Annotated in this window: 20 protein-coding genes; 6 read left to right on the forward strand and 14 right to left on the reverse strand. The window is 66.8% G+C overall.

What is annotated here, in order from left to right; all coding sequences use genetic code 11:
- Positions 1-59: 59 nt before the first annotated feature.
- Positions 60-1,406, reverse strand: coding sequence for a dicarboxylate/amino acid:cation symporter (locus tag ACODTJ_RS16260; RefSeq protein ID WP_454657792.1), 1,347 nt, complete (start codon positions 1,404-1,406; stop codon positions 60-62).
- A gap of 289 nt (positions 1,407-1,695) precedes the next feature.
- Here ACODTJ_RS16260 and ACODTJ_RS16265 point away from each other — a divergent pair, with 289 nt between their 5' ends.
- Positions 1,696-2,739: a magnesium and cobalt transport protein CorA gene (locus tag ACODTJ_RS16265; protein ID WP_454657793.1), complete on the forward strand. Its 1,044-nt coding sequence runs from the start codon at positions 1,696-1,698 to the stop codon at positions 2,737-2,739.
- Here the strand turns inward: ACODTJ_RS16265 and ACODTJ_RS16270 are convergent, their stop codons facing one another.
- The 4 genes from ACODTJ_RS16270 to ACODTJ_RS16285 all read right to left on the reverse strand — a co-directional run bounded on the left by ACODTJ_RS16270 (position 2,740) and on the right by ACODTJ_RS16285 (position 7,361).
- Positions 2,740-4,518, reverse strand: a complete 1,779-nt coding sequence (locus ACODTJ_RS16270) for an SLC13 family permease (protein WP_488849431.1) — start codon at positions 4,516-4,518, stop codon at positions 2,740-2,742.
- A 33-nt stretch (positions 4,519-4,551) separates the two neighbouring features.
- Positions 4,552-5,541 (reverse strand): magnesium transporter CorA family protein, encoded by a 990-nt coding sequence (locus ACODTJ_RS16275; RefSeq protein ID WP_454657795.1) that lies wholly within the window; start codon positions 5,539-5,541, stop codon positions 4,552-4,554.
- Between the two features lie 103 nt (positions 5,542-5,644).
- Entirely contained in the window at positions 5,645-6,505 is an 861-nt protein-coding gene (locus ACODTJ_RS16280) for an SDR family oxidoreductase (RefSeq protein ID WP_454657796.1), read from the reverse strand.
- Complete coding sequence (locus ACODTJ_RS16285; protein WP_454657797.1) at positions 6,489-7,361, reverse strand: SDR family NAD(P)-dependent oxidoreductase; 873 nt, start codon at positions 7,359-7,361, stop codon at positions 6,489-6,491. The genes ACODTJ_RS16280 and ACODTJ_RS16285 overlap by 17 nt, the downstream gene beginning before the upstream one ends.
- A gap of 242 nt (positions 7,362-7,603) precedes the next feature.
- Between ACODTJ_RS16285 and ACODTJ_RS16290 the strand changes: the two genes are divergently transcribed.
- A complete protein-coding gene (locus ACODTJ_RS16290) occupies positions 7,604-8,398 on the forward strand; it encodes a class I SAM-dependent methyltransferase (RefSeq protein ID WP_454657798.1) in 795 nt (264 codons plus the stop codon).
- Positions 8,399-8,415: 17 nt separating this feature from the next.
- On the opposite strand, the gene ACODTJ_RS16295 is transcribed toward ACODTJ_RS16290, so the two are convergent.
- The gene (locus ACODTJ_RS16295; protein WP_454657799.1) at positions 8,416-10,191 is read right to left on the reverse strand and encodes an acyl-CoA dehydrogenase family protein; all 1,776 of its coding nucleotides are present in this window, start codon (positions 10,189-10,191) and stop codon (positions 8,416-8,418) included.
- Positions 10,192-10,366: 175 nt separating this feature from the next.
- Here ACODTJ_RS16295 and ACODTJ_RS16300 point away from each other — a divergent pair, with 175 nt between their 5' ends.
- The gene (locus tag ACODTJ_RS16300) at positions 10,367-11,347 is read left to right on the forward strand and encodes an L-threonylcarbamoyladenylate synthase (protein WP_454657800.1); all 981 of its coding nucleotides are present in this window, start codon (positions 10,367-10,369) and stop codon (positions 11,345-11,347) included.
- A 218-nt stretch (positions 11,348-11,565) separates the two neighbouring features.
- Positions 11,566-12,465 carry a LysR family transcriptional regulator gene (locus tag ACODTJ_RS16305; RefSeq protein ID WP_454659024.1) on the forward strand — a complete coding sequence of 300 codons (900 nt, stop codon included), beginning with the start codon at positions 11,566-11,568 and terminating at the stop codon, positions 12,463-12,465.
- 185 nt (positions 12,466-12,650) lie between these two features.
- On the opposite strand, the gene ACODTJ_RS16310 is transcribed toward ACODTJ_RS16305, so the two are convergent.
- On the reverse strand, positions 12,651-13,883 hold the full coding sequence (locus ACODTJ_RS16310) for an MFS transporter (RefSeq protein WP_488849435.1): 1,233 nt from the start codon (positions 13,881-13,883) through the stop codon (positions 12,651-12,653).
- Positions 13,884-14,199: 316 nt separating this feature from the next.
- Here ACODTJ_RS16310 and ACODTJ_RS16315 point away from each other — a divergent pair, with 316 nt between their 5' ends.
- Positions 14,200-15,510, forward strand: coding sequence for a cell wall hydrolase (locus ACODTJ_RS16315; RefSeq protein WP_488849437.1), 1,311 nt, complete (start codon positions 14,200-14,202; stop codon positions 15,508-15,510).
- Between the two features lie 55 nt (positions 15,511-15,565).
- Here the strand turns inward: ACODTJ_RS16315 and ACODTJ_RS16320 are convergent, their stop codons facing one another.
- Positions 15,566-15,748, reverse strand: a complete 183-nt coding sequence (locus ACODTJ_RS16320; RefSeq protein ID WP_454657802.1) for a hypothetical protein — start codon at positions 15,746-15,748, stop codon at positions 15,566-15,568.
- A gap of 330 nt (positions 15,749-16,078) precedes the next feature.
- Between ACODTJ_RS16320 and ACODTJ_RS16325 the strand changes: the two genes are divergently transcribed.
- Positions 16,079-16,672: a hypothetical protein gene (locus tag ACODTJ_RS16325; protein WP_454657803.1), complete on the forward strand. Its 594-nt coding sequence runs from the start codon at positions 16,079-16,081 to the stop codon at positions 16,670-16,672.
- A 240-nt stretch (positions 16,673-16,912) separates the two neighbouring features.
- Here ACODTJ_RS16325 and ACODTJ_RS16330 read toward each other — a convergent pair whose 3' ends face one another.
- The 6 genes from ACODTJ_RS16330 to ppdK form a co-directional block, all read right to left on the reverse strand.
- Positions 16,913-17,179: a hypothetical protein gene (locus tag ACODTJ_RS16330; protein WP_454657804.1), complete on the reverse strand. Its 267-nt coding sequence runs from the start codon at positions 17,177-17,179 to the stop codon at positions 16,913-16,915.
- An 8-nt stretch (positions 17,180-17,187) separates the two neighbouring features.
- A complete protein-coding gene (gene infA / locus ACODTJ_RS16335) occupies positions 17,188-17,457 on the reverse strand; it encodes a translation initiation factor IF-1 (protein ID WP_061964687.1) in 270 nt (89 codons plus the stop codon).
- Between the two features lie 80 nt (positions 17,458-17,537).
- The gene (locus tag ACODTJ_RS16340; protein WP_454657805.1) at positions 17,538-19,052 is read right to left on the reverse strand and encodes a DEAD/DEAH box helicase; all 1,515 of its coding nucleotides are present in this window, start codon (positions 19,050-19,052) and stop codon (positions 17,538-17,540) included.
- Positions 19,053-19,333: 281 nt separating this feature from the next.
- Positions 19,334-19,543, reverse strand: coding sequence for a cold-shock protein (locus ACODTJ_RS16345; protein ID WP_454657806.1), 210 nt, complete (start codon positions 19,541-19,543; stop codon positions 19,334-19,336).
- A gap of 229 nt (positions 19,544-19,772) precedes the next feature.
- Positions 19,773-20,483 (reverse strand): HAD family hydrolase, encoded by a 711-nt coding sequence (locus ACODTJ_RS16350; protein WP_454657807.1) that lies wholly within the window; start codon positions 20,481-20,483, stop codon positions 19,773-19,775.
- Positions 20,484-20,492: 9 nt separating this feature from the next.
- Positions 20,493-23,177, reverse strand: a complete 2,685-nt coding sequence (gene ppdK / locus ACODTJ_RS16355) for a pyruvate, phosphate dikinase (RefSeq protein ID WP_488849441.1) — start codon at positions 23,175-23,177, stop codon at positions 20,493-20,495.
- Positions 23,178-23,184 lie beyond the last annotated feature (7 nt).

The following is a 23,184-nucleotide window of genomic DNA, read 5'->3' on the forward strand; positions in this document are numbered from 1 at the left end:
GGGTTCCGGGCTCGCCGCTTCGCGGCGCCCCGGAATGACAGTGCGTTTTTCCTCGTCGGCTAGGCCGCGCGCGGCGTCGCGTCGATCGCCTCGATATCGCCGGCGCGGTCGTACTGCGCCTGATCGAGCATGCCCTGCCGCTTGGCGACGAGAGTGGGCACCAGCGCCTGACCGGCAACGTTCACCGCCGTGCGGCCCATGTCGAGGATCGGGTCGATGGCGAGCAGCAGGCCGAGCGTCGAGAGCGTCAGCGTCAGCATCACCGTTGCGCCGGTGAGGCCGGCGGTCGCAGCCGAGCCGATCACCGAAACGAACGCGATCAGCACGTATTCCTGGATGCCGAGCGGCACGCCGTAGAACTGCGCGACGAAGATCGCGGAGATCGCCGGGTAGATCGCGGCGCAGCCATCCATCTTCGTGGTGGCGCCGAGCGGTACGGCGAAGGCAGCGTATTCGCGGGGCACGCCGAGGCTCTTCTCGGTCACGGCCTCGGTCACCGGCAAGGTGCCGATCGAGGAGCGCGAGACGAAGGCGAGCTGGATCGCCGGCCAAGCACCCGCGAAGAAGCGCGCCGGCGACAGGCCGTGCAACACGAGCAGCGCGGGATAGACGAGGAGCAGCACGATCGCGAGGCCGAGATAGACGGCGAAGGCGTACCAGGAGAGCTGCTCCAGCGTCTGCCAGCCGTACTGCGCCACGGCATTGCCGAGCAGGCCGATGGTGCCGATCGGCGTCAGCCGGATCACCCACCACAGGATCTTGCGCACGATCGCGAGGAAGGACTCGTTCAGCGCGAGGAAGCTGTTGGCGCGTTCGCCGACCTTCAGCGCCGCGACGCCGACGACGATCGAGATCACCAGCAATTGCAGCACGTTGAAGCCGAGGCGCGTGGTCGCGCCGCCGCCCTCGACCCGCGTCGTCGCCTGCAGGCCGAACATGTTGGCGGGCACGAGGCCCTTCAGGAAATCGAGCCAGGAACCGACAGAGCCCGGCGCCTTGGCGCTGGCGGCGGCCACGCCGGCATTGATGCCGGGCTGGATGATAAGGCCGAGCGCGATGCCGATGAGCACGGCGATGAAGGCGGTGATCGCGAACCAGAGCAGCGTCTGCCAGACCAGCGCGGCGGCATTCGAGAGCTGGCGGAGATTGCTGATCGAGGCGACGATCGCGGTGAAGATCAGGGGCGGCACTAGCGCCTGCAGCAGCTGCACGAAGATCGAGCCGGTGGTCGAGAGCGTGACGGTCAGCCAGTTCGGCTGGCCGGGCGCGACCGGTCCCATATTGCGCGCGACCCAGCCGAGGATGAGGCCGATCACCATGGCCGCCAGGACCTGGAATCCGAAGCTGGCATAGAACGGTTTTGAACCGGCTCCGGCGGCGCCGGTCCGGGGAATTGCGGTGGTCATGACAGGATCTCTTCTGGGGCGGCTTCACGGCCGTAGATGAATGTTCCTATACACCCTCGGGGTCGACCTCCGCAAAAGCAGATATTTTTGCAATTCACGCAAATTGCGATAAAAATATTCTCTTTTTGAGCACATCGCGTGGATGAAGCCGACGACGCCGAGAACGGTGTTCTCATCAGGCCCCAATCGCCTCGCGGCAACGCTCTCATTTGCCGGAAAAGTGATTTCCACGGAGATCGAACAGTTCTAGCCTGCACGTCGATGATCCAGCGATCGACGAGGTGGTCGCATGTCAGTCTCGGAAGTCCGGCTCAGCCCCTCCGCCGCGCGGGAAGCACTACCCGAGCAGGACCATCCACCTCTGGACGGAGTCATCGCCTCAGGCGTCTATGTCCATGGGGTGCGCGTCGCCGATATCCCGGTGACGGAAGCCGGCGAATGGGCGCGCAAGGACGACCATGTCGTCTGGATCGGCCTGTTCGAGCCGGAGCCCGCGCTGCTGCGCTGCGTGCAGCAGCAGTTCAACCTGCACCCGCTCGCGGTCGAGGACGCCACCAACGCGCATCAGCGGCCCAAGCTCGAGCAATATGGCGACGCGCTCTTCGTCGTCGCCCGCACCGCGCAATTGATCGAGGGGCGCATCGCCTTCGGCGAGACCCATATCTTCGTCGGTCGCGGCTATATCGTCAGCGTCCGGCACGGCGCCTCGACCTCGTACAAGTCGGTGCGGCAGCACTGGGAGACCTGCCCGACCTCACTGGCAAAGGGCGAGGATTTCATCCTCTACGCGATCCTCGATTTCATCGTCGACAACTACATGCCGGTGCTGGAAGCGATCCATGACGAGGTCGAGGAGATCGAGGACAAGATCCTGGCCAAGCCGATGGGGCGCTCCGATATCGAGCGGCTCTACATGCTCAGGCGCGACCTGCTGCGCCTGCGCAATGCGGTGGCGCCCTTGGTCGATGTCTGCCAGCGCCTGATGAACGGCACGGTGCCGCAGGTCCGGCCGACGCTCGCCCCGATGTTCCGCGACGTGACCGACCATGTCCGCACCGTGCAGGAGAAGATCGACAGCCTGCGCGAGGTGCTGGCCTTCGCCTTCGAGGCGAGCCTTCTGGTCGGACAAAGCCAGGAGAGCCTGATCACCAAGCGCCTGGCATCCTGGGCCGCCATCCTGGCGGTGCCGACGGCGGTGGCAGGCATCTACGGCATGAATTTCGAGAACATGCCGGAACTCAAGATGTATTACGGCTATTATTCCGTGCTGGCGCTGATCGTCTGCACCTGCTCGATCCTGTATTGGCGTTTCAAGCAGAACGGCTGGCTGTAGCTATCTCAGCGGCCAGACCAGCAGGATCATCGGCACCGCGAGCAGGATGACCAGCAGCGACAACGGCGCGCCGAGTCTTGCATAGTCGCTGAAGCGATAGCCGCCCGGCCCCATCACCAGCGTGTTGCACTGGTGGCCGATCGGCGTGAGGAAGTCGCAGGCCGCGCCGATCGCCACCGCCATCAGGAAGGCGTCGGGATTGTAGCCGAGGTTTTTCGCGAAACCCGCGCCGATCGGCGCCATCACCAGCACGGTCGCGGCGTTGTTGAGGAACGGCGTCACCGCCATCGCTGCGACAAGAATGAGGGCGACCGAGGCCCAGCCCGGCAAGCCGCCGCCGATCATCGCGAGCCAGGAGGCGAAGAGATCGGTCGCGCCGGTCGTCCGCAGGGAATCGGAGACCGGGATCAGCGCTGCCAGCATCAGCAGGATCGGCGCATCGATGCTCTGATAGGCCTCGCGCAGCGGCACGCAGCGGAACGCGATCAGCAGCACGGCGGCGGCGAAGAAGACGAGCGGCACCGGCGCGAGCCCGGCCGCGAGCGCTATGATCGCCGCCAGTACGATCGTCACGGTCAGGACGACGCGGCGTGTCGAGCCCAACGGCACCAGCCGGTCGGCCAGCGGCAGGAGGCCAAGTTCGGAGAGCTTTTCCGGCAGCAGCTTCTCGTCGCCCTGGATGACGACGATGTCGCCCGCCCGCAGACGGATGTCGCGCAGCCGCTGGCTGAAGCGCTCGCCGGAGCGGCTGATCGCGATCATGTTGACGCCGAAACGGCTGTGCAGCGCGATATCGCCTGCCGACTGGCCGATCAGGGTCGAGTCCGGGCCGATGATCGCCTCGGCGATGCGGTCGGGGTCGAGCGCGTCCTGCTTCTGCGTCGGGCGGTCCTTGCCGGCGAGATCGAGCCCGCCTTCTGCGACGACCCGCTCCAGCACGGCGGCATCGCCGCGCAGCAGAATGATGTCGCCGGCCTGCAGGGAGGCGTCGGGGAGCGGCGCCTGCACACGGCGCTCGTTGCGCAGGATCGAGACGATCTCGATCCCGCCGCCGCCGATGACCTTGAGATCGGCGACCGTCTTGCCGGCGAGCGGTGATTTCTTTCGGAGCCTGGCCTCGGTCAGGTAGTCCTTGATGTCGATCGCCTGATCGAGCGAGACGGCGCCGCGGCGGTTGCGCGGCAGCAGGCGATAGCCGACGCTGAGGAAAAGGCAGCCGGCAACGGCCACAACGATCCCGACCGGGGCGAAATCGAACATCCGGAAGGGCTCGTCGCCGAGCTCTTGCCGGACGCGGGAGACGATGACGTTCGGCGAGGTGCCGACCAGCGTGACGATGCCGCCGAGCAGCGAGGCGAAGGCCATCGGCATCAGGAAGACCGAGGGCGATTTCCCGCTCTTGCGGGCGAGCTGGTAGGCGATCGGCAGCATCATCGCGAGCGCGCCGATATTCTTGATGATCGCCGACATCACGGCGACGACGAAGACGAGGAGCGGCACCTGCAGCTGCGTCGAGGTCAGGCCCGTGCCCAGCTTCGAGAACAATCGCTCGATGATGCGCGAGCGTGCGACCGCAGCGCTCAGCACCAGCGCGCTGCCGACAATGATGACGATGTCGTCCGAGAAGCCCTTGAAGGCATCCGCCGCCGGCACCAGCCCGAGCGCGACAGCGGTGAGCAGCGCGAGCATCGCGACGATATCGTAGCGCAGCCGCCCCCACAGGAAGGCGGCCATCATGCCGGCGACGAGAAGGACGGAGAGAATCTGCGGCTGGGTCATCCGACCTTCAACGTATCGCGCGCGGTCAGCGCCTCACAGCCACTTCTTCCAGCGGAAGAACAGGTAGGGCAGGATCGCGAACAGGATCATCAGGCCGACCGCGAGCGGATAGCCCCACTGCCACTCCAACTCCGGCATCGTCTTGAAGTTCATGCCGTAGATCGAGGCGATCAACGTCGGCGGCATCAGCGCGACGGAGACGACCGAGAACAGCTTGATGATCTTGTTCTGCTCGATCGAGACGAGGCCGAGCGTGGCGTCCATCATGAACTGCAGCTTGTTCGACAGGAAGGCTGCGTGCTCCTCGATGGCCTGCACGTCACGCACCGCGGAGCGCCATTCGGCCGAGAAGCCGGTCTGCGCCTTCTTCGGCCGGGTATAGTTGGCCGAGAGGAAGAGCAGTACGCGCTCAACCGAAACCATGCTCTCGCGGACGTTGGAGATGATGTGCTCGTACTGGCCGATCTTCTGGATCACGACCTGATAGACGCCGCCGCGCTCGACATCCTGGCCACGCCCGGCGAAGACGCGGCGCGAGGCGATGTCGATCTTGTCGCCGACGCCGCGCAGCACCTCGGCGGCGCGGTCGACGATCGCCTCGATCAGCCCGTCCAGCACCGCTTCCGGCTGTTGGCCGCAGCCTCCCGGCTTGGTCGCGCGGTTGAGGAAGATGTTGAAGGCGCCCGGCTCGTCATAGCGTACCGTCACCAGCGCCTTGTCGGTGAGGATGAAGGTCACATCCGCCAGCAGCGGGACGATGGTGTCGGACTGGCAGATGATCCGCGCGGTCATGTAGCGCGCGCCGTTCTCGGTATAGATGATCTCGGACGGCTCGAGATCGTGCATCTCCTCGCGCGTCGGGATCGAGATGCCCAAATGCTTCTCGACCCGCTTGTCCTCCTCGGGCGTCGGATTGAGCAGGTCGATCCAGACCACGTCGTCGGGAAAGTCCCCGTAGGCGTCGAGCTTGCCGGGGCGGAGCTTGTCGCGCGTGTCGGGGCACGAGCCGTGGATCGTCAGCATGGGCGCGAATCTCGCTGCACGGTCGGGATGGAAACCGGCAGGAACTCCGATCCGAGCCGCGTGTCAAACCGATGACGGCGCGGATCGACGCGTTGCCGAGCCGTCAGACCCCACCCTTCACGCCCTGCGGCGGCAGGCTGTCGGCCGGCACGAAGAAATCCGGCATCAGCGGCACCGAGGGGTCGACGCGGTACGGGGTGAAATCGGTGACGCCCTCGCCAGCCATGAAGCTGTCGTCGATCAGGAAATGGCCCGAGAATTCGCGGGAGGGCTTCGAGAAGATCATGTGGGCGGCGTCGGCAAGGATCTCCGGCGTGCGGCTCGCCTGCACCATCTTGTCGCCGCCGAGCAGGTTTTGGACAGCCGCCGTCGCGATGGTGGTGCGCGGCCAGAGCGCGTTGACCGCGATCCCCTGGCGCGCCAGCTCACCGGCGAGGCCGAGCACGCACAGGCTCATGCCGTATTTCGCGATAGAATAGGCTAGATGCGGCGCGAACCACTGCGTCTTCATGTCCAGCGGCGGCGACAGCATCAGGATATGCGGATTCTCGGCCTTCTCCAGATGGGGAATGGCATATTTCGAGACCATGAAGGTGCCGCGCGTGTTGATCTGGTGCATCAGATCGAAGCGCTTCATATCGGTCATCTGGGTGTTGCTGAGCTGGATCGCGCTGGCATTGTTCACGACGATGTCGATGCCGCCGAAGGTCTCGGCCGTCTTGGCGATCGCTTCGGCGACGCTCTGCTCGTCGCGGACATCGACCATCAGCGGCAGGCACTTGCCGCCGGCTGCCTCGATCTCGGCGGCCGAAGTGTAGATCGTGCCGGGGAGCTTGGGATGCGGCTCGGCCGTCTTGGCGGCGATGGTGACGTTGGCGCCGTCCCGCGCCGCCCGGAGCGCGATGGCGAGACCGATGCCGCGCGAGCCGCCGGTGATGAAAAGCGTCTTACCCTTGAGCGACATCGCCGCCTCCCTCCTGATTGTCGATGACGTAGCGGGCCGGCTGCGAGCCATCCCGGTCGGTGAAGCCATAGGCGCGCGCCAGATCGGCGACATGGAGAACCTTGCCGGAATGGCGCATGACATCGGCATCAGCCGCCAGTGCCGCGACGGCACGGCCGGCATAGAGTGGCGTTTCGGTGGTCTGGTCGCCGAGCCCCGCGTCGCGAACGCGCTCGGTCAGGACGTGGCCGGGCGACAGGCCCAGTGCGGTGACGCCGAAGGGCTTCAGCTCGTTCGCCATCGCGAAGCTCAACCGGTTCATCGTCGCCTTGGCGAGGTCGTAGAAGACATCGCCGAGATAGGCGCCCGCCATGTCGAAGCTCAGCGTGACGATGAGGCCAGAGCGGGCCTGCACCATGGCCGGCGCCACCGCCCGCGCCAGCAAAAGCTGCGCATAGACGCCGCTCTCGAAGCTCTCGCCCAGCCGTGCCGCGGGGCGGCGCCAGAACGGCGTGCCGAACCCGGAACCGTCGGGATAGCGCTCGCCGTCATAGCCTTCATTGCCACCCCAGACCGCATCGACGACGCAGTCGAGCCGGCCGAAGCGGCGCAGTGTCCAGGCGACGAGCCCGTCGACATCACGCTCGCTGGTATGGTCGCAGCGATACGGATAGCCCTTGCCGCCGGCCGCCTCGACCTCGCGAGCGGCGTCCTCGAAGGTCTCGGAACGCTGATCGGTGCGCGGCCCGGCCTCGCTGGAGCGGCCGGTGACGATGACGGTCGCGCCGGCCTCGCCCAGGGCCTTGGCGATACCGCGTCCGAGGCCGCGCGAGGCACCCGCGACGAGGCAGATGCGGCCGGAGAGAGAGACGGTCATGCCAACACTCTCGGCCCTGATGGGCCAATCCGCCTCATCCCTCCAGGGTCACCCCGGACAAGCCGCATCAGCGGCGCCGATCCGGGATCCATGCCTGAACCTTTGCGGGGAGCGCTCCGGCATGGATCCCGGGTCTCCGCTTCGCTGCGCCCGGGATGACTCGTGGAGGGGGACAGGAAATCCGCTAGCCACTCGCCACCCGCTGCTCTATAGCCCCGCTCCCCTCGCAACGGAGCAGCACCATGGACAGCACCGATGTCGCCGCTTGCTGGGAGGCCAATGCCGAGACATGGACCCGGCATGCGCGGGCCGGCTACGACCTCTATCGCGACGCGCTGAACAGCCCCGTCTTCTTCGCTAACCTGCCAGATATCGCTGGGCTCGATGGCCTCGATATCGGCTGCGGCGAAGGCTCGAACACGCGCAAGCTGGCCGAAGCCGGCGGGCGCATGATCGCCGTCGACATCGCACCGACCTTCCTGCGTCACGCGCAGGAGGCGGAAGCCGCGAAGCCGCTCGGCATCGACTACCTGTTCGGGGACGGCACCGCCCTGCCCCTCCCGGACGAACAGTTCGACTTCGCGACGGCCTTCATGTCGCTGATGGACATGCCGTTTCAGGACAAGGCGCTGGCGGAGGCCGCGCGCGTGCTGAAGCCGGGCGGCTTTTTGCAGTTCTCTATTCTCCACCCCTGCTTTGCTCCGCCCTATCGCAAGGTGTTGCGCGACGATGACGGCAACATCCGCGCGATCGAGGTCGGCCGCTATTTCGACGGCGTCGACGGCGAGATCGAGACCTGGCGCTTCGGCGCCGCCCCGACCGAGGTCAAGGTCAGCGTCGAGCCGTTCCGGGTGCCGCGCTTCCACCGCACGCTGAGCGAATGGGTGGCGATGATCGTCGCGGCGGGGCTGACCATCGAGCACATGGCTGAGCCGCATGTCGATGCCGAGACGGCGCGCGCCATGCCCTATCTCGCCGACACGCATATCGTCCCGCTGTTCCTGCATATCCGCGCCCGCAAGGGCGCGGCGGCCTGAACGGGGCGCGGCTGCGCTCACGCGGCGAAGACCGCTGCCGCATCGGCGATGGCGCCGGCGCCCTCCGTCACCGCGAGTTCGAGAGCCGGAGCCTCGGTCGCGATGCATTCGGCATAGAAGCGGGCCGTGGCGAGGTCGGCGGTGCCATCCGCTTCGGAGCGCGTGGCAAGCGCCTTCCTGGCCAGTCCCGTGCCGCCCTGCGCCAGCGCGAAGAGCTTGAGATAGGGCGTGGCCCCGGCCAGCGCGTCGGCAGGCTTGCTGCCGAGCGCACCGAGCATCCATTCCGTGGCTCGCTCCAGCGAATCGACGGCAGCACCGAGGCGGGCGGCGGCATGGCCGAAGCCCGGATTGTTGGCGCGCTCGACCTCGGAGACGATGCCGCGCATCTCGTTGATGAGGGCATGCACCGCGTCGCCGCCGGATAGCGGCAGCTTGCGGGTGACGAGATCGATGGCCTGGATGCCGTTGGTGCCCTCATAGATCGCGGCGATGCGGGCATCGCGCAGATGCTGGGCGGCGCCGGTCTCCTCGATGAAGCCCATGCCGCCATGGACCTGCACGCCGGTCGAGGCGACATCGATGCCGATATCGGTGGCATAGGCCTTGGCGATGGGCGTGAGGATCGCGGCGCGCTCGGAGGCGGCCTTGCGCCTGGCCTCGTCGGTCTCGCGATGCGAGCGGTCGAGCGCCTCCGCGACCTGATAGGAGATTGCGCGGGCACCTTGCGTCTTGGCGCGCATGTCCATCAACATGCGGCGCACGTCCGGATGGACGATGATCGGGCTCATCGGCGCGCCCTTGGGCGCATCGAGCGCTGCGCCCTGCTTGCGCTCATGGGCGAAGGCGAGCGCCTGCTGATAGGCGCGCTCGGCAATGGCGACGCCCTGCAGAGCGACGTTGAGGCGAGCATTGTTCATCATCGTGAACATGCAGGCGAGGCCGCGATTCTCCTCGCCGATCAGCCAGCCGATCGCACCGTCATTGTCGCCGAAAGCCATCGAGCAGGTCGGCGAGGCATGGATGCCGAGCTTGTGCTCGATGCCGGAACAACGCAGGTCGTTATGGGCGCCGAGCGAGCCATCGGCATTGACCAGGAATTTCGGCACGAGGAAGAGCGAGATGCCGCGCGTGCCGGGAGGGGCATCGGGCAGACGCGCCAGCACGAGATGGATGATGTTCTCGGTCAGGTCGTGCTCGCCATAGGTGATGAAGATCTTCTGGCCGGTGATGCGGTAGGTGCCGTCGCCCACCCGCTCGGCCTTGCTGCGGAGCGCGTTGAGATCGGAGCCGGCCTGCGGCTCGGTCAGGTTCATCGTGCCCATCCATTCGCCGGAGACGAGCTTGGCGAGATAGGTCTCCTTGAGATGGTCGGAACCATGGGCATGGAGCGCCTCGATCGCGCCGACCGTCAGCAACGGGCCGAGCGCGAAGGCGAAGGCGGCGGAGTTCCACATCTCGATGCAGGCCGATTGCAGCAATGCCGGCAGGCCCTGCCCGCCATAGGCTTCCGGTGCCGGCAGCGCGTTCCAGCCGGCCTCGGCCCAGGCCTTGTAGGCTTGCTTCCAGCCCGGAGGCGTGGTGACGGCGCCGTCCTTCAGCTTCGAGCCGTTGAGATCGCCGACGCGGTTCAGCGGCGCGATGACGTCGGCGGCGAATTTCGCGGCCTCGTCGAGCACGGCTTCGGCGACGCCGCCTTCGAGCTCCGGCGCTAGCCCGTCGGCAATCAGCCGGTCGAGCCCCGCGACGTGGCGCATGGTGGAGAGCATGTCCGAAACCGGGGCGCGATAGCTCATAGGTCGTCTCCCTGAGGCTCGCGCCCGCCCGAAAGGCGGCCGCAGCCTGCATTTGCCGTTGCCGCGATGGTAGCGAGGAACTATCGCCTAAGCCACGCGCAAGCGAGCGCGACCTTCGTCCCGTGCCGCACCCGTCAGTTAGTTTATATATAAACCATCATCGGTCAATCTCGCCGTGAATCACTCCCTGCCCGCTCCGCGCCATACGAAGCTCCTCGTCCCCGATGCGTCCGGCATCGCTGAGGCTGCGGCACTGCTGCGTGCGGGCGGGCTCGTCGCGATGCCGACCGAAACGGTCTACGGGCTCGCGGCCGACGCGACCTCGGGCACGGCCGTTGCCGGCATCTACGCCGCCAAGGAGCGGCCGAGCTTCAACCCGCTGATCTCGCATCTGCCCGATCTGGCGAGCGCGCGCCGGCAGGGCCTCTTCGATGCGAACGCGCTGGCGCTGGCGCAAGCCTTCTGGCCGGGGCCGCTGACGCTGGTCGTTCCAACCTCGTCAGGCTGCACGGTGAGCGATCTGGCGCGGGCGGGACTTCCTTCGGTCGCACTGCGCGTTCCGGCGCACCCCGTCGCGCATGCCGTGCTGGAAGCGGCGGGACGGCCGATAGCGGCACCTTCCGCCAATCGCTCCGGCCGGATCAGCGCGACCAGCGCTGCGCATGTTCTGGCCGATCTGGAAGGCCGTATCGACGCTGTCCTCGATGCCGGCCCGACGGAGGTCGGCGTCGAATCGACCATCGTCGCCTGCCTCGACGGCGCGCCGCGGCTGCTGCGCCCCGGCGGGGTGCCGCGCGAGGCGATCGAGCACGTGATCGGCCGGCCGCTGGTGATTGCGGGCGATGCCGGCCATGCGCCGATCTCGCCCGGCATGCTCGCCTCGCATTATGCGCCTGCGGCACGCGTGAGGCTTGATGCCGACGCTCCGGACGATGGCGAGGCCTGGCTCGGCTTCGGTCCCGAGACGCATGAGCATCCGGCCTCGCTCAATCTCAGCCCGAGCGGCGACCTGCGCGAGGCCGCCGCCCATCTCTTCGGCTATATGCGCCGGCTCGACGAAATGGGGCGGAGAACCATCGCCGTCGCCCGCATTCCCGAGCATGGGCTCGGTGAGGCGATCAACGACCGGCTGCGGCGCGCCGCGGCACCGCGCTGACGGCCTCATAGCCCTCATCCTGAGGAGCGAGCCGAAGGCTCGCGTCTCGAAGGATGCTCCAGATGTCACCAGAGCCTCCTGAAGCATCCTTCGAGACGCGCCTGCGGCGCTCCTCAGGATGAGGGCTCGGAGATGGTTCGCTCTCCCGAATTTGAATTCCTCCAACTTGCATCACTGCAAGATATCGGCTTGCGTGCGCGCAGGAGGATGCCTTGCCGATGAATGCCAAGCTCGCCTGGGACGATTTCCGGCTGATCAAGGCCATTGCCGATCATGACGGGCTGACCGGGGCGGCGGCGGCGCTCTCGGTCAATCATTCGACCGTGTTCCGGCGTCTCGGCCAGATCGAGGAACTCGTCGGCCTGCCGCTCTTCGAGCGGCGCAAGACCGGCTATGTCGCGACGGTCGCTGGCGCCGAGATGGCTGCGCTGGCAAGCCGGATGGACGAGGACGTCACCGCCTTCGCCCGGCGCCTCGCCGGGCGGGACGTCGCGCCCTCCGGCGAATTACGGATCACCACGACCGATACGCTCTATCAGAACGTGCTGCTGCCGATCTTCGCCGCCTTTCGCAAGGCGCATCCGCTGATCCGGCTCGATGTCGTCATCGGCAACCAGGCGCTCAATCTGTCGAAGCGCGATGCCGATATCGCGATCCGCGCCAGCGACACGCCGGGCGAGACGCTGGTCGGCCGCCGCATCGCCACCATCGCCTGGGCGATCTATGGCCGCGCCGCGGACGGGATCACGCCCGAAGAGGAAGCCAGCCCCGCCCTGCTCTACCAGCGCGACTGGGTCGCACTCGGCGACCAGCTCTCGCATGTGAAGGCCGCCCGCTTCGTGCGCGAGCATGTCGCGCCGGAGCGGATCGCGCTGAAGAGTTCGGCCGTGCTGGGGATCGCGGAGGCGGTGGCGCAGGGCCTCGGCATCGGGCCGCTGCCCTGCTTCATCGCCGACCAGCGGTCGGACCTGATGCGTTTACTGCCGCCCAATCCGGATTTTGCCACGGGCTTATGGGTGCTGACCCATCCCGATATCCGGCATGTGCCGCGCGTGCGCGCCTTCATGGATTTCTGCAGCAACGAACTCACGCGGCAGCGGACGCTGTTCGAGGGGTAGGCTTCAGCCCATCTCGACGACGCCGCGCAGGATGCGGGGGCCCGATCAGGGGCGGCAGTTCCATGCCCCGCGCAGCCCGCAGGCAGCGATGACGCCGCCGTATTTCGTCACCGGGAACAGGCTCGCCAGTGCCTGCGAGCCGACGGCATCGACGCCATCGGCCGCGCGAGGAAACGTCTTCCCGCTCAGGCGGGCTGCGCTGCCGGCCTGTGCACCGGCCGCTCGACGATCGGCAGGTTGATCAGGGCCGACGCGACGCCGAGCGCGACCGAGAGCCACCAGACGAACTGATAGTTGCCCATCGATTCGTAGAGCACGCCGCCGAGCCAGACGCCCAGAAAACCGCCGACCTGGTGCGAGAAGAAGGCGAAGCCGTAGAGCATCGCCATGTACTTGGTGCCGAACATCAGCATGACCAGCGAAGAGGTCGGCGGCACGGTCGAGAGCCAGAACAGGCCGATCACGATACCGAAGGTGATCGCGGTGGTCGGGCTCGGCGGCAGCAGGATGAAGGCGGCGATCGCCACGGCTCGTCCGAGGTAGATCCAGGCGAGGAGATGGCGCTTCGGCATTCGCGTCGAGAGCCAGCCCGAGGAGAGCGAGCCCACTGCATTGGCGAGACCGATGACGGCCAACGTCCAGCCGCCGACCCAGGCCGGCAGGCCGGCATCCTTGAGATAGGCCGGCATATGTACGGTGATGAAGGCAAGCTGGAAGCCGCAGGTAAAGAAGCCGAGCACAAGCAGAACATAGCTGCGATGCTTGAAGGCCTCGCTCAGCGCCTGCACGATGGTCTGGTTCGGCAGGTTGGCCGCAGCCGCGCCCGCGGCGGCGCCGGTCTTGCGCGTCGCCATGACGATCGAGATCGGCAGGATCGGCAGCAGCGTGAAGGCGAAGACGATGAGCGCCTGCTGCCAGCCCAGCGTGTCGATCAGGATGTTGCCGATCGGCGGGAACAGGAATTGGCCGAAGGAGCCGGCGGCCGTGCCGGCGCCGAAGGCCATCGGCCGCCACTGCTCCGGCAGGAGCTTGCCGAAGGCGGCGAGCACGAGATTGAACGAGCAGGCCGAGAGGCCGAAGCCGATCAGCACGCCGGCGCCGAAATGGAGCTGCAGCGGCGTCGTCGCATAGGCCATCATGACGAGGCCGCCAGCGTAGAGAAGCGCGCCGACGCAGAGCACACGCACCGTGCCGTAGCGATCGGCGATGGCGCCCGCGAAGGGCGCGCCGAGACCCCAGAGCAGGTTCTGGATCGCCAGCGCCAGGCCGAAGATGTCGCGGCCCCAGTTGAACTGGATCGTCATCGGGATCTGGAACAGGCCGGCGCTGGCACGCGGGCCGAAGGTGATGAGCGCGATGAGGCAACCGGCGGCGACGATGATCTCCGGAGCGTAGCTGCGCGCTGGCGTGGACGTCATGGCTGTCTCCGAAGCCTCGAATGTGTGGCTACACGTTAGCGCCCTGCCCAGACGGCAACCAACGCGATTTCGTGAAACCTCGCATCACGGCGACGCATGAAAGGCAAGACGCGTTCTCGCTTTCCCCGTATGGTAGAAAGCCGCTCGGCGATGCCCAGACGATGAGGAGTCGTGCGCCCTCGCACCGTCATGGCGCGCGATTCTCCGCCGCTGTTAACCGGTGCTCAACCTTACCGAGGTGATAACGGATTCCAACGAAGGCGCGCGAGTACCGACTGCGTTTTTCGTTCCGTGCGATCGGGACGGGTGTGTCGCTTTGAGTCATTGGCGTGTGCACAGGCATGGGCGGAAGGCGCCCCCCCTCGGCATCAAATGGGCCGCGAGCACCGTCGCGCCCTGGGCCCTGTCCGTCGGCATGCTCGTGTCCTTCACTGCCTCCGCCGGCCAGAATTTCGGGCCGACCGGCCTGCCGTCGAGCACGATTCCCCGCGTCGCTCCGGGCCCTGTCTCCGAACTGGCGGAAGGTCCCTCGATGCTGGTCGCGGCCAGCGCCTTCCGGCTGCCCGGCCTCGCCCTGACCTCCGCCGTCACGCAGGCCAAGCTCTCGTTCGAGGATCCGGAGCGCCGTATTGTCGTCGACCCGCGCGCGCCGCGCGAAGACATGAAGCGCTCCGCCGCCGCGGCCTTTCCCGAGGTCGACCGCACCGCCAAAGGCGACATGCTGCCGAGCCTGCGGCCGGGCCTCACCGAGCATCCCTCCATCGAACTGGAGCGCGTCGTCTTCGGGGACACGCAACCCAAGCTCATCTCCGGCGGCTTCTCGATCGACGCCATGCGCGCGGCCGAAGCCGTCGACGGGCCGCAAACCGGCTTCGAGCCCTACGCCAATGACGAGGGCCTGACCGATCCGGCCCTGTCGGATTCCTCGCCTGTCTCGCCGCTGAAGCCCAAGATCACCTCGGCGCGCCAGGCTGAACTCCATCTGGAAAGCATCGACGGCTCGTCGCCCTCGGTGCCGCAGGCAAGCCAGGTTTCATCCTCGACGCCGCTCGTCGGCTCGATCATCGGCACGCTGACGCCGTCGGCCCTGCCCGCCCACTCCGCGCCGCAGCAGCAGCGCGGGCGGATCGCGCTCGCGTCGGCGCCAGCCAATCGCGACCTGCGCCTGGCCGAGCCCGGCGTGAAGCAGGACTACACCAAGCTGATCGCGCCGGAGAGCATGGCGAAAGAACAGCGCTGCCTCGCGGAAGCCGTCTATTTCGAAGCCCGTTCCGAGTCGCTCCAGGGGCAGGCGGCGGTGGCGCAGGTCGTGCTCAACCGCGTGAAGAGCGGGCTCTATCCGAGCAGCGTCTGCGGCGTGGTCTACCAGAACAGCAACCGCTACCTGGCCTGCCAGTTCACCTTCACCTGCGAGGGCAAGTCGCTGCGCATCACCGAGCCGGCTTCCTGGCGCGACGCGGTCAGGATCGCGCGCGAGGTCTATGACGGCACGACCTATCTGCCGGAAGTCGGCGCCTCGACCCATTATCACGCCAATTACGTGCGGCCGTACTGGGCGAAGAAGCTCAGGAAGATGGACACGATCGGCCAGCACGTCTTCTATCAGCTGCGGCCCGGACAGACCTGACGCGGCAGAACGCCCGCGGTCTCATCCTCCCTGAAGCGGCAGGCCGGCGCGACCGCTACCCGAACAGGAAATGCCAGACGCCGTAACCGACGACCCCGACCCAGCCGAGCGTCACGACCGCAGTCAGGCCCAGATAGAGCGCGATGAACGCGTTGTCCTTGATATCGCCCATGTAACCTTCCGGAAGGTGCGCCCGACGATCCTGCCCGGCATCGAACCGGCCGGCGGGCTTCGGCATGAGCCGAGCCGCGCCTCGCATATGTCGTAGCGAACTCTGCGCGGCCCGCATCCTGCGTTCGAAGGGTTCGGCAGCAAGGGATGTGCTTCCGGCAGCAATCCCAGCCGTTAAGAAGACAGGCCTTCTCCGCTGCTTGGACAGCCGGCATTCAAATTTCTAAAAATTGAACGTTCTCATTAGCTTGAGTGCAATCTGCGTGAATACGCGCGCCAGCACCGAATTGGTTAATTTTACCTTGTTTTAGCGTTTACCTTGCGTTCATCACTTCCAGCAGGCTTCCTGTCCCCAACGAACGGCGCCTGGCGCCGAAACCGACAGGTCAGGTCCAACATGGTGCGCTCGCTTTCCTCAGGGGTCATCGCCGCTTCCAGCCTCGCAGCCGCGCTCGTGCTCGGCGCCTCGGTCGCCCAGGCCGGTGGCGGCTGCCGCGGCTCCGCCTGCTACAACCTCGTGAATACGCCGCCGGTCTACGGCTCGATCAACGAAACCTACCAGGTCCGTCCGGCTCAGGTTCAGCGCCGCGTCGTCCCGGCCGAATACGAGACGGTCACCGACAACGTGATGATCGCCCCCGAGCGCCGCATCCCGCACCACCGCGCCGCCGTCTACGAGACGGTGACCGAAAAGGTGATGATCTCGGCCGCCACCCGCCGCTGGGAAGTGACCCGCGACGCTTATGGCAACACGGTCGGCTGCTGGGTGGATGTGCCCGCCCGCTACGGCTACCAGAGCCGCCGCGTCGAGGTTTCTCCGGCCACCATCGATTACGAGACGGTCCCGGCCGTCTACACACAGCGTCAGCGCCAGGTGATGGTGCGTCCGACCCAGGTGGTGCGGGAAGAGATCCCCGCCGTCTACGAGACACGGCAGCGCCAGGTGATGGTCAGCCCCGGCTCGCAATATTGGTCCCGCTCCCGCTACTGAGCGGACCGGGACAGAGTTTCACGCAGACCCTTTTTTACCACGGAACGACCACTTTCACCCCGGCCTCGCGCCGGGGTTTTTTCTTGGGCGGTTTTCTGGTGGAAGGATCGCGCCACTCTCGGGCGCAGCGGAGCGCAAATCCGAGGATGTCGAGAAGACAGCGGCGCCGGAGTCTCCTCGGTCACGCGATGCCCGGGTCAAGCCGGAGCACGACGCACGGGGAGAGGTGTGGCTCGCCCTTCAGGCGATCCTGCCGCCGAGCAGCAGGATGCAGACACCGACCGCGAAGGCGAGGAAGCGGACGGGCATGCCGACCAATGAGCCCGGAGGGCGCCCCGTCGCAAAGCCGACGAGCAATTCGACGATCCCCAGCCCGAACAGCACGATGGCGAAGGGCGGCAGGGCTCCGTCCGGGGCGATGAGGCCGGCCCGAACCGCCCAGGCGACGACAGCGCCGAGAGCGGCGCCCAGCGCGACGAACAGCAGCTCGCTTCGCGACGGGCGCATCGCTCTTATCAGCGCCGGCGGAAGTTCTGGCGCGGCGGACCGCCCGGAGCCGGACCAGCCGTCTTCTGACGGAAGTTGATGCGGCCGCGATCGAGGTCGTAGGGCGACATCTCGACGATGACACGGTCGCCCGCGATGGTGCGGATGCGGTTCTTCTTCATCTTGCCGGCCGCATAGGCCAAGATGATGTGCTCGTTGTCGAGCTTCACCCGGTAGTTGCCGTCCGGGAGCACTTCGACCACGGTGCCGTCGAATTCAAGCAGTTCTTCTTTCGCCATCTGTCGTCCTTCGTGAGCCCTAGGGCGCGTGGGCGAGCCATCTTCAAAGAGGCTCGCCCCTGGTTCTGGTCGATCGCGCGTCAGCGCGCGCGCCGCCGGGCGCCGTTGGTGCGTGGTTGCTGTGTTCTTTGCTGCAAGAACGCGACGCCGCCAAGCCCTTCTTTTGCGGAAACGCCGTCTTTTCGCTGCGCCGCCTGCTCAGGACGCGGGCCGCGCTCGGGATGACGGGGGCGCTCGTGACGCTCCTGACGCTGGCCGCCATTGGCAGGCTGGTTGCGCTGGCCGCCCTCGCCGGGCTTGCCGCCGCGCGGCTGCTGCTGCCCTTGCGGGCGAGCCTGCTGGCCCTGCGGACGAGCCTGCTGGCCCTGCGGGCGGCCTGGACCGCCACGTCCGCCACCGTTCTGCTGCTGGCCACGCCCGCCACCGCGCTGGTTCTGCGGCGGCTTCTTCGGCGTGCGGCCGTCCCAGTAAGGAACGGCGCCGATCGGAGTGATCGCGACCTTGGTCAGCTTCTCGATGGCAGCGAGATCGCCGCGCTCTTCCGGCGTGCAGAAGGCGATGGCGAGGCCCGACGCGCCAGCGCGTGCCGTGCGGCCGATGCGGTGGACATAGGTCTCGGGCACGTTCGGCAGGTCGAAATTCACAACATGGCTGATGCCGTCGACATCGATGCCGCGCGCGGCGATGTCGGTCGCGACGAGGATGCGGAGCGAACCGTCGCGGAAGGCGCCGAGCGCCCGCTCGCGCTGGCTCTGGCTCTTGTTGCCGTGGATCGCGGCCGCCTCGATGCCGGACGTGCCGAGCTGGCGCACGACCTTGTCGGCGCCGTGCTTGGTGCGGGTGAAGACGATGGCGCGCTCCAGCTCGGGCACGTTCAGCGTCTTCGCCAGCAGCGCCGGCTTGTCGTGAGCTTCCGTGAAGATGACGCGCTGGTCGATCTTCTCGGCGGTGGTCGCGACCGGTGCCACAGCGACCTCGACCGGATCGGTCAGGTAGGCGGAGGCGATCTCGCGGATCGGCTTCGGCATGGTCGCCGAGAAGAGCAGCGTGTGGCGCTCCTTCGGGATCAGGGTCGCGATGCGGCGCAGCGCATGGATGAAGCCGAGGTCGAGCATCTGATCGGCCTCGTCGAGGACGAGGAACTCGATCTCGCGCAGCGAGACGGCGCGCTGGTCGACGAGGTCGAGCAACCGGCCGGGCGTAGCAACGAGGATATCGACCTTTTCGCCGAGCGCGCGGATCTGCTTGCCGACGGGCACGCCGCCGAAGATCACCGTCGATTTCAGCGAGGTGTAGCGGGCGTAGGTGCGGATGCTGGCTTCGATCTGGGCCGAGAGCTCACGCGTCGGCGACAAGATGAGCGCGCGCACCGAGCGGGCCGGCATCTGGCGCGGCTTGGCGAGCAGCCGATGCAGCATCGGCAGCGAGAAGGCAGCCGTCTTGCCGGTGCCGGTCTGGGCGGCACCGAGGAGGTCGCGGCCCTGCAGAATATGGGGGATCGCCTGCGCCTGGATCGGCGTCGGCGTTTCATAGCCCTCGGCCGCGAGCGCCTTGAGAAGGGGCTCGGCGAGGCCGAGATCGGTAAACTTGGTCAAGAAGGATCTTTCCGGACGCCGCGATGCGAGGGGCGCATGTGGGTTTCGGCTGCGCCGCAGGCTCGCATCCGGCCTGAATTCAAAAATAGTCGGACCTGCCGGCGAACCGCTAGCCACAGCGCCGGCAGGCTTGTCGTGGACCGGGGCCGCTATAGCACCGGACCGAAAAGTGGGTTCCACTTTTCGGAGAACTTCGATGCGATAACTAAGAGATCGATCATCGTGGCCGCGTCCTATCGGACGCGCGATGATCCGGGCTCTCCCGGTCGATCGGTATCAGCTCAGGCGACGACGAGGTTGCCGGCCGAGGTCTTGCCGGTCTTGCGATCGGCAACGAGTTCGTAGGAGACGACCTGGCCGTCGCGCAGCTCGCGGAGACCCGCGCGCTCGACAGCGGAGATGTGGACGAACACGTCCTGGCCGCCGTTCTCAGGGGTGATGAAGCCGTAACCCTTGGTGGAGTTGAACCACTTCACGGTGCCTTTTTCCATGGCATGGAATCCTTACGTTTCAGATCCGCGTATCGTTGCGACCCAGAGCTCGACGCGCGGACGCCTTGCAGTGGTCTTGTAGCGATGTGTGGTGGATCTGAATCGTGCCCGCCGACCGGATTACCCGCGCGGAGGATTGGCCAGAACCCGGCCGCATCTCGTCATACATCGGTGCGGATAGCACGAAATGCAAGAACCGTCCAGCAAGGGCCTCCCAGGCCCGCCGCAATCACTTGGCTGGGCCGAGCTCCCGCAGGATTTCAGTGAGCCCGCCGAGATCGCCGATCCTGCGATAGCGATCATGCCCCGCCGGCTCCTCGGCATGTTCCAGCACCCAGGTCAGTTCATGCGGAACATGGACAGCCCAGGAACCGGCCTCCAGCGCGGGCAGGATGTCGGATTTCAGGGAGTTTCCGACCATCATCGCCCGCCCTGCCCCGTCGCCATGACGGGCGAAGATGCGGCCATAGGTCTCCGGCTTCTTGTCGCTGACGATCTCGACCGCGTGGAAGAAGTCGCCGAGACCGGACTGGGCGAGCTTGCGCTCCTGGTCGAAGAGATCACCCTTGGTGATCAGCACCAGCCGGTAATCGCCGGAGAGTACCGCAAGCGTCTCCTGGACATGCGGCAACGTCTCGACCGGATGAGCCGCCATCTCGCGCCCGGCAGCGAGGATCTCGCCGATCACGGCAGCCGGGACCTGCCCGCGCGTGATCTCGATCGCCGTCTCAATCATCGAGAGCACGAAGCCCTTGATACCGAAGCCGTAGAAACCGAGATTGCGCTTCTCGGCTTCGAGCAGGCGCCCGGAAATCTCGGCCGCCTCGCCATGCTCGCCAAGCAGCGCGACGAAGCGATCCTCCGTCATCCGGAAGAACTGCTCGTTCTGCCAGAGCGTGTCGTCGGCATCGAAGCCGATGGTGGTCAGCTTCGATGCCATGACCGGTTCTCAGCCATCCTTCGGCTTGATCGCGCCGAGCGCCGCCTGTGCGGCGGCGAGGCGGGCGATCGGCACGCGGAAGGGCGAGCAGGAGACGTAGTCGAGCCCGACGCTCTCGCAGAAGCCGATCGAGGCGGGGTCGCCGCCATGCTCGCCGCAGATGCCGAGCTTGATGCCGGAACGCGTCTTGCGGCCGCGTTCGGCGGCGAGCTTCACCAATTCGCCGACACCGTCCTGATCGATAGTGACGAAGGGGTCGGCATCGAGCAGGCCCTTGGCGGTGTAGGAGCCGAGGAAGGAGGAGGCGTCGTCGCGGCTGATGCCGAGCGTCGTCTGGGTCAGGTCGTTGGTGCCGAAGGAGAAGAACTCGGCACTCTCCGCGATCTCGGCGGCGCGCAAGGCGGCGCGCGGCAATTCGATCATGGTGCCGACCTGATAGTCGATCTTCGTGCCGCTCTCTTCGATCACGGCCTTGGCCATCGCATCGATGCGGCCCTTGACCAGATCGAGCTCCGGCTTGCCCATGACGAGCGGCACCATCACCTCGGGGATCACCGGCTTGCCGGTCTCCTTGGCGGCGATGACGGCGGCCTCGAAGATGGCGCGCGCCTGCATCTCGGCGATCTCGGGGAAGGCGACCGCCAGGCGGCAGCCGCGGAAGCCGAGCATCGGGTTGAACTCGTGCAGCTCGGCAGCGCGCTGGCGCAGCGCGTCTGACGTAACGCCGAGCGCGGCCGCGACCTCGCCGATCTCCTTGTCGCCCTGCGGCAGGAACTCGTGCAGCGGCGGATCGAGCAGACGGATCGTCACCGGCAGGCCGCTCATGATGGTGAAGAGCTGGACGAAGTCCTGGCGCTGCACCGGCAGGAGCTTGGCGAGGGCGGCGCGACGGCCCTTGTCGTCCTGGGCGAGGATCATCTCGCGCACCGCCTGAATGCGGCCCTCGTCGAAGAACATGTGTTCGGTGCGGCAGAGCCCAATGCCCTCGGCGCCGAACTCGCGGGCGGTCCTGGCGTCCTCCGGGGTCTCGGCATTGGCGCGGACCTTGAGGCGCCGGACCTTGTCGGCCCAACCCATCAGCGTCGCGAACTCGCCGGAGAGCTCCGGCTTCTGCATCTTGATCTCGCCGAGCAGCACCTGGCCGCTGCCGCCGTCGATGGTGACAAAATCGCCGGCCTTCAACGTGGTCGGGCCGACCGTGAGCGTGCCTTTGGCGTAGTCGATGCGGATCTGGCCGGCGCCGGAGACGCAGGGCTTGCCCATGCCGCGCGCCACGACCGCCGCATGCGAGGTCATGCCGCCTCGCGAGGTCAGGATACCCTCGGCTGCGTGCATGCCATGGATGTCCTCGGGCGAGGTCTCGACGCGGACGAGGATGACCTTCTTGCCGGCCTTCTTGGCGGCTTCCGCATCATCGGAATTGAAGACGATCTCGCCGGCGGCGGCGCCGGGCGAGGCCGGCAGGCCAACGGTCAGCACGCGGCGCTCGGCCTTGGGATCGATGGTCGGATGCAGGAGCTGATCGAGCGCGCCGGGCTCGACGCGGCCGACGGCCTCCTCCTGCGTGATCAGGCCTTCGCTGGCGAGCTCGACCGCGATCCTGAGCGCCGCCTTGGCGGTGCGCTTGCCGGACCGGGTCTGCAGCATCCAGAGCTTGCCCTCCTGGATGGTGAACTCCATGTCCTGCATGTCGCGATAATGCTTCTCGAGGATGCCGTAGATGCGGCAAAGCTCGGCATAGGCCTCCGGCATCTCCCGTTCCATCGAGGGCTTGTCGGAGCCGGCCTCCTTCTTGGCGGCCTCGGTGATGTCCTGGGGGGTGCGGATGCCGGCGACGACGTCCTCGCCCTGGGCGTTGATCAGGAACTCGCCGTAGAGCGCGTTCTCGCCGGTCGAGGGATTGCGGGTGAAGGCGACGCCGGTCGCCGAGGTGTCGCCCATATTGCCGAACACCATCGACTGGACGTTGACCGCCGTGCCCCAGCTCGCGGGGATGCTGTTGAGTTCGCGATACTTGATGGCGCGGTTATTCATCCAGGAGGAGAACACGGCGCCGACAGCGCCCCAGAGCTGCATCTGCGGCTCCTGCGGGAAGTCGGAGCCCAGCTCCTTCTTCACGATCTCCTTGTACTTGCCGACCAGCACCTTCCAGTCGGCGGCCTTGAGGTCGGTATCGAGATGGAGGCCCTTGCGCTCCTTGTAGTCCTCCAGCGCCTCCTCGAAGAGGCCGTGGTCCACGTCGAGCACGACATTGGAATACATGGTGATGAAGCGGCGGTAGCTGTCCCAGGCGAAGCGCTCGTCGCCCGAGGCCTTGGCGACGGCCTCGACCGTCTCGTCGTTGAGGCCGAGATTGAGGACAGTGTCCATCATGCCCGGCATCGAGGCGCGCGCGCCGGAACGGACCGAGACGAGAAGCGGATTGGCGGGGTCGCCGAAGGTCTTACCCGTGAGCTTGGCCATGCCGGCGAGCGCGGCCTTGACCTGCCCGTCGAGCTCGGCCGGGAAGCTCCTGCCGTTGTCGTAATAGGCCGTGCAGACCTCGGTGGTGATGGTGAAGCCGGGCGGAACGGGCAGGCCCAGATTGCTCATCTCGGCGAGGTTCGCCCCCTTGCCGCCGAGCAGGTTCTTCATTCCCGCCTCACCCTCGGCCTTGCCGTCGCCGAAGGTGTAAACCCACTTCCCGCCTGCCATCACATAG

It is taken from the genome of Allobosea sp. FG18, from assembly GCF_057809495.1.

What these genes read in the sequence shown, in the direction of transcription:
- ACODTJ_RS16260 (WP_454657792.1), bottom strand. Translation starts at nt 1,406, where the DNA reads ATGACCACCGCAATTCCCCGGACCGGCGCCGCCGGAGCCGGTTCAAAA.
- ACODTJ_RS16265 (WP_454657793.1), top strand. Translation starts at nt 1,696, where the DNA reads ATGTCAGTCTCGGAAGTCCGGCTCAGCCCCTCCGCCGCGCGGGAAGCA.
- ACODTJ_RS16270 (WP_488849431.1), bottom strand. Translation starts at nt 4,518, where the DNA reads ATGACCCAGCCGCAGATTCTCTCCGTCCTTCTCGTCGCCGGCATGATG.
- ACODTJ_RS16275 (WP_454657795.1), bottom strand. Translation starts at nt 5,541, where the DNA reads ATGCTGACGATCCACGGCTCGTGCCCCGACACGCGCGACAAGCTCCGC.
- ACODTJ_RS16280 (WP_454657796.1), bottom strand. Translation starts at nt 6,505, where the DNA reads ATGTCGCTCAAGGGTAAGACGCTTTTCATCACCGGCGGCTCGCGCGGC.
- ACODTJ_RS16285 (WP_454657797.1), bottom strand. Translation starts at nt 7,361, where the DNA reads ATGACCGTCTCTCTCTCCGGCCGCATCTGCCTCGTCGCGGGTGCCTCG.
- ACODTJ_RS16290 (WP_454657798.1), top strand. Translation starts at nt 7,604, where the DNA reads ATGGACAGCACCGATGTCGCCGCTTGCTGGGAGGCCAATGCCGAGACA.
- ACODTJ_RS16295 (WP_454657799.1), bottom strand. Translation starts at nt 10,191, where the DNA reads ATGAGCTATCGCGCCCCGGTTTCGGACATGCTCTCCACCATGCGCCAC.
- ACODTJ_RS16305 (WP_454659024.1), top strand. Translation starts at nt 11,566, where the DNA reads ATGAATGCCAAGCTCGCCTGGGACGATTTCCGGCTGATCAAGGCCATT.
- ACODTJ_RS16310 (WP_488849435.1), bottom strand. Translation starts at nt 13,883, where the DNA reads ATGACGTCCACGCCAGCGCGCAGCTACGCTCCGGAGATCATCGTCGCC.
- ACODTJ_RS16320 (WP_454657802.1), bottom strand. Translation starts at nt 15,748, where the DNA reads ATGCCGAAGCCCGCCGGCCGGTTCGATGCCGGGCAGGATCGTCGGGCG.
- ACODTJ_RS16325 (WP_454657803.1), top strand. Translation starts at nt 16,079, where the DNA reads ATGGTGCGCTCGCTTTCCTCAGGGGTCATCGCCGCTTCCAGCCTCGCA.
- ACODTJ_RS16330 (WP_454657804.1), bottom strand. Translation starts at nt 17,179, where the DNA reads ATGCGCCCGTCGCGAAGCGAGCTGCTGTTCGTCGCGCTGGGCGCCGCT.
- infA (WP_061964687.1), bottom strand. Translation starts at nt 17,457, where the DNA reads ATGGCGAAAGAAGAACTGCTTGAATTCGACGGCACCGTGGTCGAAGTG.
- ACODTJ_RS16345 (WP_454657806.1), bottom strand. Translation starts at nt 19,543, where the DNA reads ATGGAAAAAGGCACCGTGAAGTGGTTCAACTCCACCAAGGGTTACGGC.
- ACODTJ_RS16350 (WP_454657807.1), bottom strand. Translation starts at nt 20,483, where the DNA reads ATGGCATCGAAGCTGACCACCATCGGCTTCGATGCCGACGACACGCTC.
- ppdK (WP_488849441.1), bottom strand. Translation starts at nt 23,177, where the DNA reads ATGGCAGGCGGGAAGTGGGTTTACACCTTCGGCGACGGCAAGGCCGAG.